This window comes from Rhodopseudomonas pseudopalustris (genome assembly GCF_900110435.1).
Lineage (GTDB): Bacteria > Pseudomonadota > Alphaproteobacteria > Rhizobiales > Xanthobacteraceae > Rhodopseudomonas > Rhodopseudomonas pseudopalustris.
The window spans coordinates 45,938-64,472 of the sequence record NZ_FODT01000018.1; the positions used below are offsets into that span (position 1 = coordinate 45,938).

The 18,535-nt window shown below is 58.0% G+C and carries 15 protein-coding genes and 1 tRNA gene; 11 read left to right on the forward strand and 5 right to left on the reverse strand.

The window, feature by feature from the left end; translation table 11 throughout:
- Positions 1–4 precede the first annotated feature (4 nt).
- Together BMY71_RS23465 and BMY71_RS23470 are read left to right on the forward strand one after the other, a co-directional pair.
- The gene (locus tag BMY71_RS23465; protein WP_092686298.1) at positions 5–736 is read left to right on the forward strand and encodes a tRNA-uridine aminocarboxypropyltransferase; all 732 of its coding nucleotides are present in this window, start codon (positions 5–7) and stop codon (positions 734–736) included.
- A gap of 70 nt (positions 737–806) precedes the next feature.
- A tRNA-Cys gene (locus BMY71_RS23470) sits at positions 807–880 on the forward strand.
- Between the two features lie 194 nt (positions 881–1,074).
- Here BMY71_RS23470 and BMY71_RS25075 read toward each other — a convergent pair.
- Positions 1,075–1,248: a hypothetical protein gene (locus tag BMY71_RS25075; RefSeq protein ID WP_175557768.1), complete on the reverse strand. Its 174-nt coding sequence runs from the start codon at positions 1,246–1,248 to the stop codon at positions 1,075–1,077.
- A 242-nt stretch (positions 1,249–1,490) separates the two neighbouring features.
- Positions 1,491–1,901 carry a hypothetical protein gene (locus BMY71_RS23480; protein WP_011502984.1) on the reverse strand — a complete coding sequence of 137 codons (411 nt, stop codon included), beginning with the start codon at positions 1,899–1,901 and terminating at the stop codon, positions 1,491–1,493.
- A gap of 320 nt (positions 1,902–2,221) precedes the next feature.
- Between BMY71_RS23480 and BMY71_RS24625 the strand changes: the two genes are divergently transcribed.
- The 3 genes from BMY71_RS24625 to BMY71_RS23490 all read left to right on the forward strand — a co-directional run bounded on the left by BMY71_RS24625 (position 2,222) and on the right by BMY71_RS23490 (position 3,692).
- Complete coding sequence (locus BMY71_RS24625) at positions 2,222–2,737, forward strand: hypothetical protein (protein ID WP_139202720.1); 516 nt, start codon at positions 2,222–2,224, stop codon at positions 2,735–2,737.
- Between the two features lie 188 nt (positions 2,738–2,925).
- The gene (locus BMY71_RS23485) at positions 2,926–3,408 is read left to right on the forward strand and encodes a type II toxin-antitoxin system RelE/ParE family toxin (protein WP_347336034.1); all 483 of its coding nucleotides are present in this window, start codon (positions 2,926–2,928) and stop codon (positions 3,406–3,408) included.
- Positions 3,405–3,692, forward strand: a complete 288-nt coding sequence (locus BMY71_RS23490; protein WP_092686300.1) for an XRE family transcriptional regulator — start codon at positions 3,405–3,407, stop codon at positions 3,690–3,692. The genes BMY71_RS23485 and BMY71_RS23490 overlap by 4 nt, the downstream gene beginning before the upstream one ends.
- A gap of 46 nt (positions 3,693–3,738) precedes the next feature.
- Here the strand turns inward: BMY71_RS23490 and BMY71_RS23495 are convergent, their stop codons facing one another.
- The 3 genes from BMY71_RS23495 to BMY71_RS23505 form a co-directional block, all read right to left on the reverse strand.
- Entirely contained in the window at positions 3,739–4,158 is a 420-nt protein-coding gene (locus BMY71_RS23495; protein WP_092686301.1) for a hypothetical protein, read from the reverse strand.
- A gap of 730 nt (positions 4,159–4,888) precedes the next feature.
- A complete protein-coding gene (locus tag BMY71_RS23500) occupies positions 4,889–7,963 on the reverse strand; it encodes an AAA family ATPase (protein ID WP_092686302.1) in 3,075 nt (1,024 codons plus the stop codon).
- The gene (locus tag BMY71_RS23505; RefSeq protein ID WP_092686303.1) at positions 7,960–9,102 is read right to left on the reverse strand and encodes an exonuclease SbcCD subunit D; all 1,143 of its coding nucleotides are present in this window, start codon (positions 9,100–9,102) and stop codon (positions 7,960–7,962) included. The genes BMY71_RS23500 and BMY71_RS23505 overlap by 4 nt, the downstream gene beginning before the upstream one ends.
- Positions 9,103–9,178: 76 nt before the next feature.
- Between BMY71_RS23505 and BMY71_RS24630 the strand changes: the two genes are divergently transcribed.
- From BMY71_RS24630 to BMY71_RS25120, 6 genes are all read left to right on the forward strand, one after another.
- A complete protein-coding gene (locus BMY71_RS24630) occupies positions 9,179–10,003 on the forward strand; it encodes a BrxR family transcriptional regulator (protein WP_139202721.1) in 825 nt (274 codons plus the stop codon).
- A gap of 8 nt (positions 10,004–10,011) precedes the next feature.
- Positions 10,012–10,968 (forward strand): hypothetical protein, encoded by a 957-nt coding sequence (locus BMY71_RS23510; protein WP_092686304.1) that lies wholly within the window; start codon positions 10,012–10,014, stop codon positions 10,966–10,968.
- 228 nt (positions 10,969–11,196) lie between these two features.
- On the forward strand, positions 11,197–14,868 hold the full coding sequence (locus tag BMY71_RS23515; protein WP_244526146.1) for a DEAD/DEAH box helicase: 3,672 nt from the start codon (positions 11,197–11,199) through the stop codon (positions 14,866–14,868).
- A gap of 456 nt (positions 14,869–15,324) precedes the next feature.
- Entirely contained in the window at positions 15,325–16,497 is a 1,173-nt protein-coding gene (locus BMY71_RS23520) for an SIR2 family NAD-dependent protein deacylase (RefSeq protein ID WP_210185071.1), read from the forward strand.
- A complete protein-coding gene (locus BMY71_RS23525) occupies positions 16,494–18,305 on the forward strand; it encodes an ATP-binding protein (RefSeq protein WP_210185072.1) in 1,812 nt (603 codons plus the stop codon). The genes BMY71_RS23520 and BMY71_RS23525 overlap by 4 nt, the downstream gene beginning before the upstream one ends.
- The gene (locus tag BMY71_RS25120; protein WP_244526147.1) at positions 18,283–18,504 is read left to right on the forward strand and encodes a KTSC domain-containing protein; all 222 of its coding nucleotides are present in this window, start codon (positions 18,283–18,285) and stop codon (positions 18,502–18,504) included. The genes BMY71_RS23525 and BMY71_RS25120 overlap by 23 nt, the downstream gene beginning before the upstream one ends.
- The last annotated feature ends 31 nt before the right edge of the window (positions 18,505–18,535 follow it).

Below are 18,535 nucleotides of genomic sequence, written 5' to 3' on the forward strand. Positions count from 1 at the left end.
TCCGATGACAACCGATCCGAAACCGCAACTCGCCCCGCTCGCCGAGGCGATTCCCGAATGCCCGCGTTGCGGCAAGCCGGTGCCGCTGTGCATCTGCGACAGCGTCGAGCCGATCCAGAGCCGCATCCAGCTCCTGATCCTGCAGCACCCGCAGGAGCAGGACCGCGCGCTCGGCACCGCGCGGCTCACCGCGCTGCATTTCAAAAATGCGGTGGTGAAGATCGGGCTGTCATGGCCGAGCCTGTCGAAGGCGCTGGGCCGGACGGTGCGCGATCCATCACGCTGGGCGGTGTTGTATCTCGGCTCCGCGCGCGCCGCGGAACTCGCGACCGGCGCCGAGATCATCGCGATCGACCGCAAGGGGCTGGCCGAGCCCTATCAAGAGGACATCCTCGACGATATCGAGGGCGTGGTTCTACTCGACGGCACCTGGAGCCAGGCCAAGGCGCTGTGGTGGCGTAACGCCTGGATGCTGAAATGCCAGCGGGTCATCCTCGATCCGGCGGCTCCGTCGCGCTACGGCAAGCTCCGCAAGGAGCCGCGCAGCGACGGCCTGTCGACGCTGGAGGCCGCAGCTTTGCTGATGTCGCGCCTGGAGCAGCGGCCGCAGATCGAAACCGTGCTGCTGGCGGCGTTCGACCGGATGCTGACGCGCTATCGCGAGGTGCAGGCGGAAATGCCGGAGCTGGCGCCGAAGCCGAAAAAGCGCGACTACCGACGCAAGAAGCGCGGCTGAGCAGAGGGCTTGTCGATCGGCAACCGCGGTTGCCTATCGCGGCGCGGGCGTATAAGAGTTCGGCCGTTGGGGCCACGTGGCGGAGTGGTTACGCGCCGGTCTGCAAAACCGTTTACTCGGGTTCGATTCCCGACGTGGCCTCCAACCATTCCATCCCCAAATTTGGTGAAATCGGTCGGTCTAGAGCTTTTCCGGTTCTAATAAAATCAGAACCGGAGCTCTAACTTTTTGTGCTGACGCGTTTTCTTGACGCGAACCGGTACCCACTTCGCTCGAAAACGCTATAAACGGGCAGGCGGCAGTTTCGCGGGCGCATTCGTGATGGTTTTTGCCGCCGCTCAGGAGGCGTGCCAGCCGGACGGGAACGGGATCAGCGGCCACTCGATCTGATTGTCGTTGGCGGCGCAGCGCATCGGCATCACGAGGCTGACGCCGCGATCATTGTCCTGGTCGCCTTCCGCGAGGGCGTGGCTGACGTCGTCCAACAAACGATTGTACTCGGCTTCACTCATGATCGGCTCCCTGTCGAGCCGCACTGTGCCGAAGACAATTTGGCGTCGGGTTGAACCGATCGTTCGAATTTTATCTATCCCAGCTTTAGCCGGTACGGCCCGACATGCTGGCGATTGTGAGGTGGCCGGAGATGGTTGACGATTCGTCACCACGGCTGCGCTGCGGTTGCAGGGATTGCGCGCCAAGCAAAGAAAACCGTCCCCCGGAAGGGACGGCTTTCGCGCTTTGGACGAGGCTTCGCTTACTGGCAGAGATGCATCCGACCGTCTTCGCCGCGGAACGTGGTGCCGGGCATGCAGACGAAGCCGTTGCGCCTGGCGTAGGACTCGCTGACGCCGCCGTTCCAGCCGTAGTCGGGCTGGTAGCCCGTTTGGAAAGGCGCGGTCGCGATCGCGCCGGCTGCGCCGATCGCGCCCCCGACCACGCCGACGGCGACGTCGCCCGGCCAGAACGCGTTGCTGTCGCGATAGTCGCGGCGGGCCTGGTAAGTGCCGTTATACGGGCTGTTCATGTTGTAGCCGCGGCAATCCGCATTCGGATACATCTGCGAGCAGGCGCCCGGATACTGCGCAGCGCGCTGCGCCGAGGCAGGAGTCGCAATCGCCAGCGCAACGGTGGCCGCGGCAGCGGCAAGAGCAAACGGTCGAAACATCGGAGGTCTCCCTGTTGTTGGTCTTGATCACGTGATCCCGATGACGACGCAACGTGATCCAACAAGAGACGTTCCCGCCGCCTCGGGAAATCACAGCGGCCCTGGATGCGAATCGAACGCATCAAAGGGCGAATCAGTGCACACGGATTTCGGTGGAGGAGCGTCGTGGAAAAAAAAACGGCTGCCTGGAGGCAGCCGGGGGATGAAAGTTGTGACTAAGACCCGACAGTCCGCCGCGGAGGCAGCAACCAGCCTTGTCTCATCGATGAAGCTAGCGCCCGCTTCCTGACAATAAGCTGACGGATGGGAGGGCCGCGTAGTTGAGCACCAAGAATCTGCAATGTGCAGCTTCGCGAATCGCTTGGAGCGAATCGAACGGCAATTCAAGCGCCCCGCGCGCGAGGTGGCGGGGGCGTGTGATTCGATGGCTGGGTGAGATCAGTGATCGCGTTGCCGCTCATGCCCTCGACCATCGTCTGGCCGAACATCACATGCTGAACGGCGTCGGCGTTGTGCGCGACGTCATCCTTGCGGATCATATTCCATGGAATGACAGGTTCTTGATGGTGGACCAAAGGCCCATCGCCGCACGTCCTCAAAGCGATGGTGCAATCCGAGCCTGCGCCAAGGGCGCTGGCCGCAACGCCGATCGCACGGCGCCGCACAAAACACTTCCATTTTCTGAAAAATGTTGGCTCAGGTTCGTGGATGAACTTAGAACCCGACTCATGTCGCCGCGATCAGAAGTTTGCCAGACTTTGCAGATACTTCGGGGCATGACTGAAATGTTCGGACCTCTTTCGCAAGGTGAAAATCCCTCAAGGCCCGGCCCGTAGAGCCATTTTGGATTCCTTTCAGCCAGAAGCGCTGCCGTGCGATGCACTCGAAAGGGCGCAAAACGGGTTCGTTCAAACGCTGTCGGATGCCCTGGACCTCGCGATAGTGAGTGTATCATATATGATACCTTCATCCAATGGATGCCCCTAAGCCGATCCCAGGGTCTTTTGGCCCATCCGAGGTCGAAGTGTCCGACAACTTAGAACTCGCCAATTTGTCTATCGGACGGATACAGATTGCCGAGTTAGCGCAGGATAAATATCCTATCATCTCTATTTCTTTCCTTGCCTTCTGTGTATCTTATATGATACATTCATCAGACAAACAGGATCCGAAACCGATCCCCTTGCGGTTCTGGCGATCATCGTCCGGGCAGGAGCCGGTGCGCGACTGGCTGAACGAGCTTTCCCGCGAGGATCAGAAGGTGGTTGGTCGCGATATCGCCAGGGTGCAGTTCGGCTGGCCGGTCGGGTTGCCGGTGTGCCGGCCCTTGGGCGGCGGGCTGTGGGAGGTTCGCTCGACCCTGAAAAGCCGCCGCGAGGCCAGGGTCCTGTTCGGGTTCTATGAGGGGATGCTGATTGCCCTGCATGCCTTCATCAAGAAGACGCAGAAGACGCCGGCGGATGATCTGGAATTGGCGAAGCAGCGAATGAAAGAGGTGCGGTCATGACGAAGAAGAACAAGCATGTCGGCTCCAGCTTCGAAAGTTGGCTCGACGAGACCGACCTTCGCGAGGAAGTAACGGTTTCCGCGATCAAATCCGTGATCGCGATGCAGCTTTCCGCCGAAATGAAGAAGCAGAAACTCACCAAGAAGCGGATGGCCGAACTGATGAAGACCAGCCGCGCCCAGCTCGACCGGCTGCTTGATCCCGACAACGGCAACGCCACCATCGAAAGCCTTCAGCGCGCGGCGCATATCGTCGGACGAGAGCTCCGGATGGAGTTGGTGTAGCCCCTTACGCCGGCGGAGTTGACGAAGGCTGCTTTCCAAATGGGCGCTAACGGCCAGTCATGCCTGGAAAGAAAACGCTGTCGAACATTTCGACGTCTCGCTCAAGCTGTTCTCGGAAGAGAATGGTGGCTTCATCAGGTGATTTAATTTTTGAAAGGAATGATATGCAAGCGCGAAGCGCGCTCGTTGCATTGTCCCGGCGAGCAGGACGGAATAGCTTCCTGCTAGGGCTCGGACGTTTTTCGATCCAAATAATCGCCTCGTCTTTGAGGGTTACCGGCACGAAAGGCGACGTAACATCCTCAAGAATGTCGGCTGCCAATTCGCGGCTTCGGCCTGCACTGTCTTTCAGGCTGTCCGGGGTACCCTCGTATGCTTCCCGCATCTCTCCGCCCAAGACGGAGAGCTCGTAGTAAGATTCCTCGACCGCGTGGCCCAGTATGTCTTCGGTGAAGCGAAGCTTCATTGGAGCGCTCACTGAATTGGTCGGCTAAACGTCCATACTTTGCCGCAAAACAACTGCTGGTATGCGGCAAATTTTGGGCTCTATTGGCAACCTTCGGATTGCCAGTTGCCGATACTCCAGGAAGACAAAGATCAAATCAGATTGAGAAGAAGCTCGGGATTGATGAACACCAATCGCCGCCCGACATAACCGTCTTTTCGACCCTGCCCACCGGAGCGCAACCACCAAGAGTTCTCAGCGCTAGGTTTCAACGGCTATCCCTGGGAAGGAGCGAAGGAACTGAACAATCTTTGTTACAAAGTCATAGCGCGTTCGGCGCGTCGCCCGACCTTTCGCATGGTATCTTCATATGCCACAGGTGAATTCCGTGAAAAGAGAACCCTCCCAAACGGACGGTAGAGTCGAGTATCTAAAGATGAGACGAAAGCTAGATGTCCTGGAATAGATCAAGCGTAAGTGTGTCCCGGACCCTGCAAAGGCCTTCGCCACGGTGCAGACAGGGATGCTTTATTCGCGTCATGCCCGGCTCTCCTTCAAAGTGAGCCCAACCGCCATTCGGCATGTGCACACTCAGGACCCTTGCGCCGCATTTCGGGCATGGATGTTTGTAGCTATTGCGCTTCGGCCCTTGGTTGCGCTCGTAATAAGCCCAATTCTCGCAGACGAACGTAACGCGACCTGATTCAAGCCTGCGGGGATGCGCACGTCGCTTGACCCAAGGATCAGCCATCTAGATCGTCCCTCTGGCTTCAACGTGGCTCCCTTGCATATCTTTTCGAACATAGAAACCGTTTGGAATGACTTCTTGCACGAAAGGCACATGCGAGATTAACCCAACCGATCTCTGCTGGCTCACGAGATTTGTAAGCACCTGCAACACTTGATCGAGTGTGCCCGAGTCGTCGGTATCCAAACTACCAAATCCTTCGTCGATGAAAATGGTGTCCAAACGGATTTTGCCACTGACACTTTCCACAACATCAGAGAGTCCGAGCGCCAGGGCGAGGGCGGCAATGAAGGTCTCGCCTCCCGAGAGGGTGGCGGGCGAACGCGCTTTCCCGGTGTAAACGTCAGAGACCTTTATCCCAAGGCCTCGCCGGGAACGACCACTACTGGCCTCGATCTCGCGTTCAAGTGAGTACCGGCCACCTGTCATTGGGCCGAGACGCTGGTTCGCCGCCTTGAGGACCTGATCGAACATTGCGCCAATGGCAAAGGTCTCAAGGTCAAGTCGTTGGGTGTTCTCCGCATTGAAAAGCGCTGCGAGTTGACGCAGCGCCGCAGTGTCTGCCTCGATCTGGTCGAGCCGGGACAGGGTGTCGGTGATGTCTTGCTGAAGATCACGGAGTTGCTTCAACCGGGCCTCGGTCTGCGCTCTGGCATTCGTTGCGTTCCTTAGTGCCGTGTCGGCCTGTTGGACAGCTTCCTCAAGGGGTTGGAGAGCCGGACGAATGGCATCGGCAATAGCTTCCTTCGTTGTTCTCTGATGGCCGCGCGCAAGGATCGTCCTCTGGGAATAATCATCGAACGTCCTAGCATCAGAATCTATTGTCGCGATCAACGGTTTGTAGGAAAGATAGACAGCTTGGCTTAATCCGGTTTCGGTCAGCCGTCGTTCGAAGGCCGTGCGTGCCCTGTCATGCCGGAGCGTCGCTTCGGTCAACGTAGCGTTGGCAGCCTCGGCGTCCTTTGCTGCACCAAGCGCGGCGTCGCGTGTGTTGTTTGCGCTCTTTTCGGCGCCTTCCAGGGCGGACTTTCGCGCTTCCTGAGCGCGGCGGTTTTCCGCGATAGCGCAATCGAGCGTCGTCGGCTGCCGATAGGCCTCGGGAATTGCGACAAGCGCCTGCTCCAATTTGCTTTGCGCAATGGCGTCTGTCCTATCGGCCGCTTCCAGCTCAAGTCGAAGCTGCTCACGCGTTTGCTCGGCACCGGCCATGTCGCCGTCGAGTGCTGTCAAACGCGCCTCAGCAGCGGGAAAATCGATTTCTGGGCCTAGCTCCTCGATTTTCTGAGTGAGGGCAGTTTTATCCGCACGAAGATCGGCGAGAGAGCGGTCGGGCTTCTTCAGCTCCGACAGCCTGTCTTCGCGTTCCTTCTGGGTTGCTTCCGCCGAGGCGAGACTACGGCCACTTTCCTGCTCGGCCTTCTGCGCCGTTTCCCAAAGCAGCTTTGCATCGCGGAATTCCTTGTCGAGGCCAACATGCTCGATTTGACCTGTTGCAGGCGCAGGATGTTCGTGCGAGCCGCACACCGGACAAGCGTCGCCGGGCAAGAGCTTGGCCGCGAGGTGAAGGGCCTGTGCGGTGGCTAGGTTTGCTTCCGTCTGGTCAAAACGCGCCCGGGCAGCGCTGGCTTTTTGAGCGCACTCTGCATGGATGGTCCGCGCCCTAGTTGTTGCCGAGCGCGCGGACTCTTGCATCTTTTCCGCGTCTTCAAAGTCTTTGGCGAGTTTTTGTGCAGCGTCCAAGATTGCACCCTCTGCTAACAGACGGCGCCGTTCCGTTTCCTTTCCTCTTGCTAGCGTTAGCTTCGTGCTTTCCGAGCTTTTCGTCTCGCCAAGCCGGATACAGCGCCGTGCGGCGACATTGTACGCTTCCTTCGCCTTTGGAAGCGCAGCGCTCGCAGCACGTGCTGCAATTTCGAGACCCGTCGCTTCGGTAAGCATTCCACGATAGCGGCCGAGCGCCTCGCCAGTTTGACGCAGCGCGGTTGTTTCATCAGATCTGGATCGCTCATTCTCGAGCGCGACTGCGGCGCGTTGTGCAATTTCAGCAGCGTCCACCGACTTTCCTGATGCTGCGTCTCGTTTCTTTACCGCGTCGGCCAGCTCTGTCTCAGCCTCGCAGAAATGGTTTTCAACGTCGGTAACAAGCTGGGCCCGGCGGGCGTATTCGATGCGCTGGCTTAGGGCCGCCATCGCTTGCTCACGCTGGAGAAGTCCAGCCAGTTCCACGTCAGCCTTCTCCGCCGCCTGAAACAGGGCATCGAGTTGGCGAGAGGCATCGAGCTTGGTCCGTTCATCGCCCAACTGTTTCGACGCGTCCGTCTCCCGCTGCATATCCCCGGTGTGAGTGAGTTGCATCGTCGCAATCCCCTCGACCAGTGCATCAGGGCTTTCAAACCCGTCGACCTTGAGGCGCGCTGTACAGACCTCGCGTTCCTGGCGAACCTGCCGCTCGGCCTCGGCGGCATCCTCCTTCATTTTTGCGGCTAGACGCCGATAAATCGAAACGTCGAACAGCTCACGCAGGATGCCTAACCGCGCATCTGTCTTGGCGGCGAGAAAGGTCTCGAACCTTCCCTGCGGCAACAGGACGATCTGGCGGAATTGTTCTGGCCCGTAGCCGAGGAGATCGACAATCGCGTCGCGAACCGCGCCGGTCTTCTTTTCCGCAATAATCTTTCCCCAGTGGTCCTCGGTAATCTGATCGACGGGGAGACCCGTGGCGTCGAAAAGCCACGCTTCATGCGCGTCCTTTGTCTCCCCCGATCCACGCAGCTTGGGCCGAACCTGCTCAGGCCGGCGGCGGATGACATAGCGCTTGTTGCCAATCTCAAAGATGAACTCCACCTCAGTCGGCAAGGCAGGGTCGGCATGATCCGATCGAAGCGATGCCGCCTCTTGCTCAACCTTCGCAGCCTCTCCAAACAGCGCGAAGGTCATCGCACAAAATACCGTCGACTTTCCTGCGCCCGTCTGCCCGTAGATGCCGAAGAGACCCGAGGCAATCGCCTGTCGAAAGTCGATGACCTCCCGAGCAGCGAAAGGTCCGAAGGCCTGTAGCGTTAACCTGATCGGCCTCATGCCCGGTCCTCCAACTTTTGCAGATCGTCGAAAGCTGAATCGACGAGCGCCAATTCTGCGTCGGCAAGCCGCTCATTTCGTACGTGTTCAAGAAAATCGCCGACTACCTGAATCGGGTCGTTGATCCTGGCAAGCGGGGGGAGGGTGGCATTGACGGTCGAAATCTGTTCGTCACGCGCATAAATCAGTCCGCAGGCGTTGGAGAAGACCTCGCGAAGCCTTTTCATGGGGTCGATCAGCGGCTTCTCATCGGTAAGGATCACTTTGATGAAGTCTGACGATGGCTCAGCGAGCACCAAGTCGGCCAACTTTCCACGGACGATGCGTATCGTGCGGGGCGGTACGAAGGGGATCGTGCTGATGGTCGTGGTGCCATCGGGCCAAAGATCCACGAGGGCCATCGATTTTGGCTCACCCGCCTCGTCGAACCCGAAAGCCAAGGGGGCTCCAGCGTAGCGAATGTGCTCCGTCCTTATTGATTGCGGCCTGTGAAGATGGCCTAGCGCGACGTAGTGCGCGCCATCAAAAACCTCGGGGCGCACGGTCTCAAGTCCGCCAACCCGGGCAAGCGGTCGTTCACCCTCACTGCCCTTCGCGCCCGCGACAAAGGCGTGGGCGACAACGACCCAGCGCGCACCGTCCGGCAAATGGCGCCGAGCCGACGTAATCTGCGCGGTCACCACATCTTCTGGCGTATTGATCGATTCATTCCCAAAGCACTCCCGGGCTGCATACTCATGGGAGAACGGCAACGCGGAAATAGCAACGGGACCGTGGCTGTCATTGACGATGAGGGGTGCTTCCTCAACATTGAGCGGACCCCGGATCAGGGCCCGGTTAGTATCCGTCATGATCGCCATTGAGCCGATCCGGTCCCCCGAATCATGATTGCCCGCGATCATCACCACGGCCGCGTTCGTCTGGTTCGCCACTTGCGTCAGAAAAGTATTGAATTGCCGCACGGCGCTGGCGGGTGGCACCGCCCGGTCGAAGATGTCACCGGCGATAACGAGAACATCCACACGTTGCAGGATGATGCATTCAAGGATTTGGTCGAGGATCGCACGATGATCGTCCTCAAGCGACATGTTGTTGAAGGCGCGCCCAAGATGCAGGTCCGCAGTGTGAAGAATTCTCATTGGGGCAATCCGTATAGTTTTTGAACGTATAATTTGTAGATGGACAAGCCGGGGGGAGTCAAGCTAGATTCCGCTTATGGCGTTTGATGACCTGAAGCACGCTCAACGCGAGCGACTAATCTTTCTTGATCGGTGTCTTACATGGCGAGGCATGGCCAATCGCCGGGACCTAATCGCACGCTTCGGAATTTCATCCGCGCAGGCAGCGCTCGATTTCCGTCTCTACCTTGAATGTTCGGGTAAGACGCCGCCGATCTATGACTCGGTCCGAAAGACCTATCTTGCCGCCGAAGCTCACAAGCCTCTGGCACCGTCGAGTTTGACCGAGGCCTTCGAGACGGTACTCAATCCTGAAGACGATGCTACAGCAATCTTGCCACCGCCTCTGCGGCGGGCGGACCCCTCAGTTATTGCCAGCCTTTATCAGGCCATGCGTGCCAAACAGGCCATCCATGTCCGGTACACATCAATGACGTCCGGTGCCGACGGTGGCCAATGGATTGCTCCAACGCACTTCACCTCAGACGGGGAAAGCGTTCATGTCCGGGCATTCAGCTACAAGCATCGGCAGTACCGTGATTACCTCCCCATCCGGGTCGGTGCCGACAGCACGTTTGAAACCCGTCCGTTGTCCGAGCCGCTGCCATGGGATGAGGATTGGAATACCCGTGCGCGCGTTTGGCTCCGGCCAAAATCCGGTCTTACTCGCGAGCAGGCTTCAGCAGTACGTCGCGAGTACGGCTTCGAAGGGCAACTGCTCTGCGTGGAGACGCGAAAGGCGCTCGAATATTACCTGGACCGTCGCTGGGGACTAAACCAAAATGGCGCGAGGCTGGAACGTGTGAAGACTGATTATGACAAATTACCCAGCGATTGTTCGCGTGCGGCTGTTATAGAGTAGGTTTAGCCATGGGCCTCAGAAATTGGCTGTTCGGCGGTAGCAAAGCGCAAGTTCCTAAAGCGGCCGATACCGAGGCCCCCAATGGAAAATCAGACGACAGTATTTTCGGCGATATCATCGACATTCCGTCGCGAAATTTCATCGGACTTTCCGCCAAATCGCCGAACCGCCGCTTCTCGATAGCTTGGTGTGACGGTGGCCCAAACCAGTCGCGTGCGGGGCGCTATATACTGCTCGACCGTGGAAAGATCGTTGCCGAAGGCAAAATGGCGCGCCCCAATGACGGAAAGGTCACGGACAATGGTGTGTTCATTCTCAACGATTGGGGCGACAGCGAAAGCTTGAGTGGCGTGTTCGCAGCCTTCCGCCCGGATGGTTCGACGATCGTCGTGCGCAAATTCAGCGCCAACCTGTACAACAACGGCTTGTCGGCCGATGGAACCCGCGCCGTTTGCCAAACGGCAAACGCCCCAGGCGGTGACGGAAACCTGCTAACGGCCTTTGATCTTATCCACGGCAATGAACTGGGAGCATGGCGACCGGAATCCGGCTGGGCGCGATCGTACGAATTCTCGGAGGACGGCAATACAATCCGTCTCATCTATCCCGAGCGAGGCGGCTTCCTCTATTCAGTTGACGGCAAGTTCATCGATCGAATGAAGTGGCTTGCCGCGGGTCTCGCTTGTGGTGACCTGCGAACAGTGGAGACCCTGCTCGCCGAAACGGACAATGCGCCTCCATACCCCCTCGTCCAGCAGTTGCTCGAAGCGCTTAAAGTGGCACTTTCTGCCCCGGTCAATAACTCTCCAAATGCGCGCGCACGCATTTTAAGATTTCGTGGGATTTGCTTTGAAGCGATCGCGGAATCCAGAGCTGCGCTGGAGGCCTATGATGAAGCCTTGGCGCTCGACCCCAAAATCGGTGTGAAGCGCAAAGCCGATCGACTTCGCAAAGTTGTGCTTTAGGCGATCTCAAATTGCCATTCTTCTTCCGTCGTCCTATTCGCGCGGGAGAAAGGGACGGGAGGGCCGATGAGGACGGCGGTTTGTCTAGGCGGCCTAACAATAGTGCTTACCAACAGCCGAATTTATAGGTTCTTGCGGGCTGGCGTGTGTAGATGCAAAGTACTGCAATTGGTTAGCTGATAATGCGGGGCGTCTGTGCCAGCAACGTCGAAATTTCAGTCGATCCTTTTGACCCGTGTCGGCCGCCCGGAAGACTACGGCATTTACCGCGCGGGCCTCGAATGGGATTTGACCGAGCCGATCGTTATCGACAGCGAGGAGGATGTCCGGTCGGCACCGCGTTGGCGAGAGCATCTTCAGCCGTACCATCATCAGGTGACAAACCTGATGACCTTCTGCCGCAGGCTGCCGGTCACATTGCTGGCGGATGATGTCGGTCTCGGCAAGACGATCAGTGCGGGGCTGATTGTCAGCGAACTGGCGGCACGCGCGCGCGTAAGCAAGGTGCTGGTCGTCTGCCCGAAATTGCTCGGCCCGCAGTGGAAGGAGGAGCTCGAAACCAAATTCGGCATTCCGGGGATTGTGGCGACCGGAAGGGAATTGCTCACGGCCAACCATGATGAACTCGGCGCGGTGATCACCACTTACAATTCGGCGCGGCTGTATCTGGAACAGCTGCCTGAAGACCGCTTCGACATGTTGATCCTGGATGAAGCCCACAAGCTTCGAAACCTGCATGGCGTTCCCAATCCGCCCCAGGTGGCCAAGAAATTTCACAAGGCCCTGCAAGAGCGGCGGTTCAAGTTCGTCCTGATGCTGACGGCCACGCCGATCCAGAACCGTCTCTGGGATCTCTACTCGTTGGTCGATCTCCTGACCGTTGCGCGCGGCCACGAGAACCCGTTCGGCAGCGCCGGAATGTTCGCCCGGCGTTTCATTGCCGATGAAAGGGATCAGGCGCGGCAGCTCAAGGCGGATGCGCGGGAAGAGTTTCGATCAATCGTCTATGGTTACATGTCGCGGGTTCGCCGCGGCGATGCACGCCTCGCTTTCCCAACCCGTGTCGTGCGGATGCACCCACTGCCTCCCACACCGGCGGAGCTGGAGCTAATCGAGGTCATACGCGAGCCGATCAAGAAAATGAATCGGCTCACGCAGATTGGCATTCTGCAAGCCCTGGTGAGCAGTCCCGATGCCCTTCTGGCGCAGCTCACGAACATGGCCCGGAGAGGGACGGCACCGCCCGAACTTGCCCAAGCCGTCAAGGCTATCGTGACGACTATGCCGACAAGCGCCAAGCTGACCGGCCTTGGCAAGCTCATCGAAAACTTCAAACAACAGAATCCTGAAAGCTGGCGTTTGGTCGTATTTACGACGCGAAGAGAGACGCAGACGACGATCCAGAACTTCCTTGAAGGCTACGGATTGAAGGTCGGCATCATCAACGGCGATTCAGGCCAGAAGAACCAGGAAACGATCAAAGCCTTCCGGCAGAACCCGCCCGGCTATCGCGTCATCGTTTCGACCGAAGCCGGATCGGAAGGCGTCAACCTGCAGGTCGCCAATGTCCTGGTGAACTTCGATCTGCCCTGGAATCCGATGATCGTCGAGCAGCGCATCGGCCGCATTCAGCGCCTGGCTTCCGAACACGAGAAAGTCAGCATCTTCAATGTCATGCTGAGCGGCACCTTTGAACACTACATCGTCGGGCGCTTGATGGAAAAGCTGCAGATGGCGGCTCACGCAATCGGGGACATTGAGGCGCTCCTTCAGGGAACGGACATCGACAATGACGGCGAGGGGGACAGCGCCGACAGCTTTGAGGATCACATCCTCACGCTTGTACTCGCCGCACTTGCCAAGAAAGACGTTGAGCGGGACATGGCGCTCGCCCTGCAAAGCATCGAGGATGCCAAGCGCGAGTTGGAGCGCGAGGAGCAGAACATCAATAGTCTGCTCGGCGGCATGGATGAAGCCGGGTACGTCGGGCCGCGAACCCCGAAGCTGCCGCCGCCCGTCCGTTCGATGGACGCAAAGGAGTTCACGCTGTCGGCTTTCGGGTTGCTGGGCGCCACTGTCGAGGAGGAAAAGCCGGGACAGTACCTCGCAAGGGGCGGGGACATCCGCGAACGTTTCCGCTTCGACAATCACGCGGAGGCGCAGGGCCCCGGCGTCATTCTCTACGACCAGGAGGCCCCGGCTTTCCGTCGCCTGGTCAAGCGCGTGATCGCCTCGGGCATGCACGGTGTCTCCGATGCCGACGCCGCGGCCGGCAGGGAGGCCAAGGAGCTGACGGAGGAGTGGATCAAGGCATTCGGCGGGGAGCCGCAATCGGCGAAGGCGACGACAGTCCGCAGCTTCTACAAAGGGAAAGCCCTGCTTCGCGTTCGCGCCACAGTCGCGCATGACAGCTACGAGCGTCTTGTCGATGTGGACTGCGGAGGTGAAGACTACGCCGAGCATCCCGCAGCAAATGGGTTAGAGCCGATCGGCAAGGTGGTCCGCGACCCGGCAACCATCGGGCTAAGCCGGGACCGCCTGATCGCCGCTGCCGAAAAGGATGACGCAGTCGAAGAGTTCTGCCGTTTTTATGAGGAACGACGGGAGATTGAAGTCGGCGCGGCGGGCGACGACGCCAGAAAGAAAAAGAAGCTCGAAGACGAGTTCACGCCGCGCCTCGATATCTCCCTGGTCGGACTGGAGGGAGCGGCCTCCCGCGACCTTGTGATGCTCGCGAAGTTTGGATTCCCGGCAGGGGGATCATACGAGGCCGAAATCGTCGTGCGCCCGCATGAGCGGAGGGTTGTGGAGGCCCCACCGTCCGAACTGTGCTCCAAGACAGGGCTGGCCGTTCCCTCATCCTGTCTTGACCGCTGTGAAGCGACGGGAGCGACGGCCCTGCGTCATCTGCTTGAGGTGTCCGAGGTCAGCAGGCGCAAGGCGCTGCCCGAGTTCATGGCGACGTGCGCCTACAGCGGCAAGCGCGTGCTGCAGGATGAACTTCAGACCTCCGATGTCACGGGCAAGCAGGTCGCGGCTGCGCTCATGAAAACCTCGGCAATGAGCGGCAAGCGCGCCGAGCCCGACCAGTTCGGAAAGTGCCCCTTCACCGATGCCGAAGTCCTGAAATCGGAGTTGGCGACAAGCCAGCTTTCCGGAAAGGCCTACCGGAATGACGAAGAGGCGCGCTCCGACGTCTCGGGAAAGACCGGACACCGGAGCGAATTCATCACCTGCCACGAAACACGGCAGACGCTCGCCGCCGACGAGGCGGAGACGTGCGAGCTGACGGGGTTCAAGGTACGGCCCGGCGTCCTGGTCACATGCGAGGTAACCGGAAAGCGCGTCCTCCCGGGCGTCATTGGAACCTGTGCTGCAACCGGAAAGCGGGCATTAAACAGCATGCTGGTGAATAGCAGTCTTTCACAAGCGTCCGTCCTGAAATCCGAGGCGTTGAAGTCCATCAGCGGCAACTACTGTCTGCCGTCCGAAGCGCAAACCTGCTTCTGGAGCGGGCAGCGGTCACATCCCGAGGACATTCGGTCCTGCGCGCTCACGGGGCTCCCCATACACGTCGAATTCGCCACCTCATCGGAGGGGCCAGCCCGGCTTCAGACACTCGTCGATTTGCTTGACGGCATCAGGCGGAATGCCGACCAAAACGAGGTGTGGCCGACGCTTGCTGAAAAGGTCACGGCGGAGCTGAAGAACGGAAAGTGCCGGGTTGAAGCCGCAATGCTATCGCCTTCCAAAAAGCACCTTGCTGCCTGCGCAGAATCGAAAACTATGCTCGGACTTCGCGTCCATCAGATCGGCGCTGTGTACGATATCGCAGACAGCGTCCTTGTCGGCCATGTCGCCGAGGGGAAAAGAAACAAGGGGCATTGGGAGGCGAGGTAGCCGGTGAGGGCAAGCCCCGTCGACGTCGCTCATAACCTGAAGGTCATAGGTTCAAATCCTATCCCCGCAACCAAACTTTCTGAATGATTACAATGAATTAACCCGCCTCTGGCGGGTTTTTTCATGCATTGACGTCTCTTACAATCGGTTACGTAGCCTTCCAATCCATTCCCATTGTTTTTCAATGTGTTGCTGGTCGTCTTACATTCGGTTGCACTAACGTACAAAATGCTCCACGGCACAAAATTGGCACATGGACCGCGCTCGAAACTGTCCCTATCGATTTGAAAAAATGAGCGATTATTTCAGCCTCGGGGAATTCGGGGCGGGATAATGGTGGATCGCGTGAACCGGCCCCACTAAAGCAGTGGCGATTCCGATAGCGAGATGCAACCCTCGGTTTAAAGTTCCTACGAGGGCGGCATGAGTCTTAGCGTTCACAATCCGGACCAGTACATGGCATCCCTGCGCACGATCATCGCGCAGGGGCGGAAGAGAATTGGGCTTCTCATCGGAGCCGGCGGTCCCGCGGGAATGGCCAAGGAAGATGGAACCTATCCGCTTATACCCGCTGTGGCGGGGCTGACGGAGTTGGTCCTCAAGGCCATCGAGCACGATTATGCTCCGCTGATCAAATTACTGAAGGCAGAGCTGCCCCAGCACGATATTGAAACCATCCTTTCGCGCGTGCGCTCCCTCGCAAAAGTTATCGGAGCAAGCAAAGTCCACGATCTGGACGGAAAGGGTTTCGATACGTGCGGCGAGCGGATTTGCACAGCGATTGGCAAGGTCGTGGACGCGCGTCTTCCCAAAGGACCGTCCGCGTATGCGGACCTCGTAAGCTGGGTTACAGGTACTTCGCGTGACTACCCCATCGAAATTTTTACAACGAATTACGACCTCTTGCTCGAAGAGGCTTTTGAGGCCGTTCGTGCACCTTACTTCGACGGCTTTACTGGAGGTCGTGAACCGTTCTTTGATCCCGTTTCGATTGCCAACAATGACTTGCCTGCCCGCTGGACCCGAATCTGGAAACTCCACGGCTCTTTAGGTTGGTGCAAAGGCGAGCGAGAGGAGGTCGTTCGCTCGGGCAAGAGCAGCGCGACGCATTTGGTGTTTCCTGAACACCTCAAGTACGACCAGACGCAAAAGGCACCTTACAGCGCGCTTCTGGATCGATTGAAAGCCTTTCTTACCACTGATGACACTTTGTTGATCTCGATCGGATTTTCTTTTGCTGATGCCCATGTAGCAGCGCGCATCGACGAGGGTCTCGCCTCGAACCCATCCGCAAGTGTGTTCGCTTTCCAGTTCAAAAGCCTGGCCGAAGAGAAAGCGGCCTGCGACCTCGCTAGCAGACTCCCAAATTTCAGCGTCTACGCACGAGACAAAGCCGTTATGAATGGCATCCCCGGCCCGTGGGTGTTACCGGCAGATTTACCGAGTAAGGATTGGGGGCCTATCCGTGCATCCTATTGGGGGCAGCCGAACCCAAGTGATCCCCAGCAATTCTTGCTCGGCGCAATTGAACCGTTATGCAAATTCTTCGCCGCTTCTCGATCCACACAGGTTTTTGGGGCGGCACCTACCGGTCTGGCGGTGCCAACTGCTCCCGGAGCTGCGGTATGAATGCGCCTACGCTACTCGGCTATGTGGGGGCTGTTTCCGGATCCTTGGTTAGTGTGAAGCAATTCCAAGGAATCGCATCCGGGATCGCAATTATCGGCGGCCGAAGCTACCGCGTGGGTCAAGTAGGCAGTTTTGTAAGAATTCCACAGGGGTACCACGATCTCTACGGGATCATTTCCGACGTGGGCGCGACCGCAACTCCTGAAGTGCTGAGAGACGCGAACCAACGCGGTGAGCGCTGGATGTCCATCCAGCTTGTGGGTGAGATCGTTGAAGCCTCTTTTGAGCGTGGCATTAGTCAATACCCAGGGATAAACGACGAGGTCCACATCGTCACTGAAGACGACCTCGCAAAAATTTACGGAACCGCTGATGGCGGACAGGTTACGATCGGTAGGCTTGCGGCTGCTGAGAGTATTCCTGTCCGCATCGATCTTGAAAAACTGATTACGAGGCATTCCGCAGTTCTTGGTTCCACCGGCTCGGGAAAATCCACGACAGTTGCGAGCTTGCTTAGGTCGATCTCAGGTGGTCACACGGGTGAAACAGCATTTCCTTCCGCACGCATTCTCTTGCTCGATGTCCACGGCGAGTATGGCAAGGCTCTCGCGAATGTTTCGAAGGTACTTCGGGTCAATCCGCAGGACGGCAGCGAACCGCTCTACGTACCCTATTGGGCGATGGACATTCTGGAACTCGTCGAGTTTCTGATGGGACGCCTTGAAGAAAAGGCGCTCTCTCCGATTCTCGACAAAATTCTCGAAGACAAGCTGGCAGCCCATAAGAAGGCGAATTTTCTGGGCGTCGATCCGACGTCGCTAACGTCTGACAGCCCCATTCCCTTTAGTCTAAAAAAGATATGGTACGAGCTAATCGATCCCGAGATCAAAACTTGGACAGATCAACAGCGAACGCAATCTGCCCGGATCGCCAATGGCGATCCGGAAACGCTAACACCGCCTCAATACCCATTGCCTGGTGCCGGAAGTTCTAGTCCCTTTATGAACAACGCAGGGGTGCTGGGAATTCGAAGGCCACTGACACTTCTTCGATCGCGCCTCCTAGATCGCCAATACGACTTCATGCTGCACCCGGGAGATTGGGAACCAAATCTTCTTGGTGCTGTGAAGAAAGACCTCCCTGCGCTACTTGAGAACTGGATCGGGCACGACAAGCCGATCACAATTCTAGACCTCTCAGGCATCCCAAGCATTGTAATGACCCGCCTTGTTGGCGGTATCTTAAATATAATCTATCAGGCGCTCTTTTGGGGCAGAGAAATGCCGGATGGTGGTCGCCTTCGGCCACAGTTGATTGTAATGGAAGAGGCTCACCGCTATCTCGGCAAGGACGGACATAGTCCGGCTCGAGAAATGGTTCAGAGGATCGTGAAAGAAGGTCGGAAGTTCGGCGTTGGAGCGATGGTCGTTAGCCAACGACCGTCGGAGGTGGATGATACCATTCTATCTCAGTGTGGTACCTTCTTTGCTTTGCGATTATCCAACAGTACCGATCGATCCCGCGTTCAATCCTCGCTGCCTGACAATTTGGCTGGGGTCGTTGATAGCCTTCCGGTTTTGCGGACCGGAGAAGCGATAATCATCGGCGAGGCGGCACGCCTACCTGTCCGGTGCCGCGTAACGCTTCCACCAGAGTCGGAGCGACCACAAAGTGGTGATCCTGCGGTCGTTGAAGCTTGGGCAGCAAGCCGGAAGAAGGGCGACTATGAAGGACTGGCGGCAGCGTGGCGATCACAAAATCCACGATGGAAGCTGCCTACAGAAAATGGAGGCGGCAGTGGAGCGTGAACCTGTAACTTCGTCAAATATTGTTTCCGTGGGGTACGAGCTCACCAGTGAAACGCTCGAAATTGAGTTCAAGACGACCGGCGTCTACCAATATTTGAATGTCCCTCAATTCATTTGGGAGCGGTTCATGATGGCTGATTCAGTCGGTAAGTTCTTCAATGCTGAGATCAAGAATTCCTATCCTTGCACAAAAGTCTAGCGAGCGACCTCAGTCAAATAGCTCAAAAAAC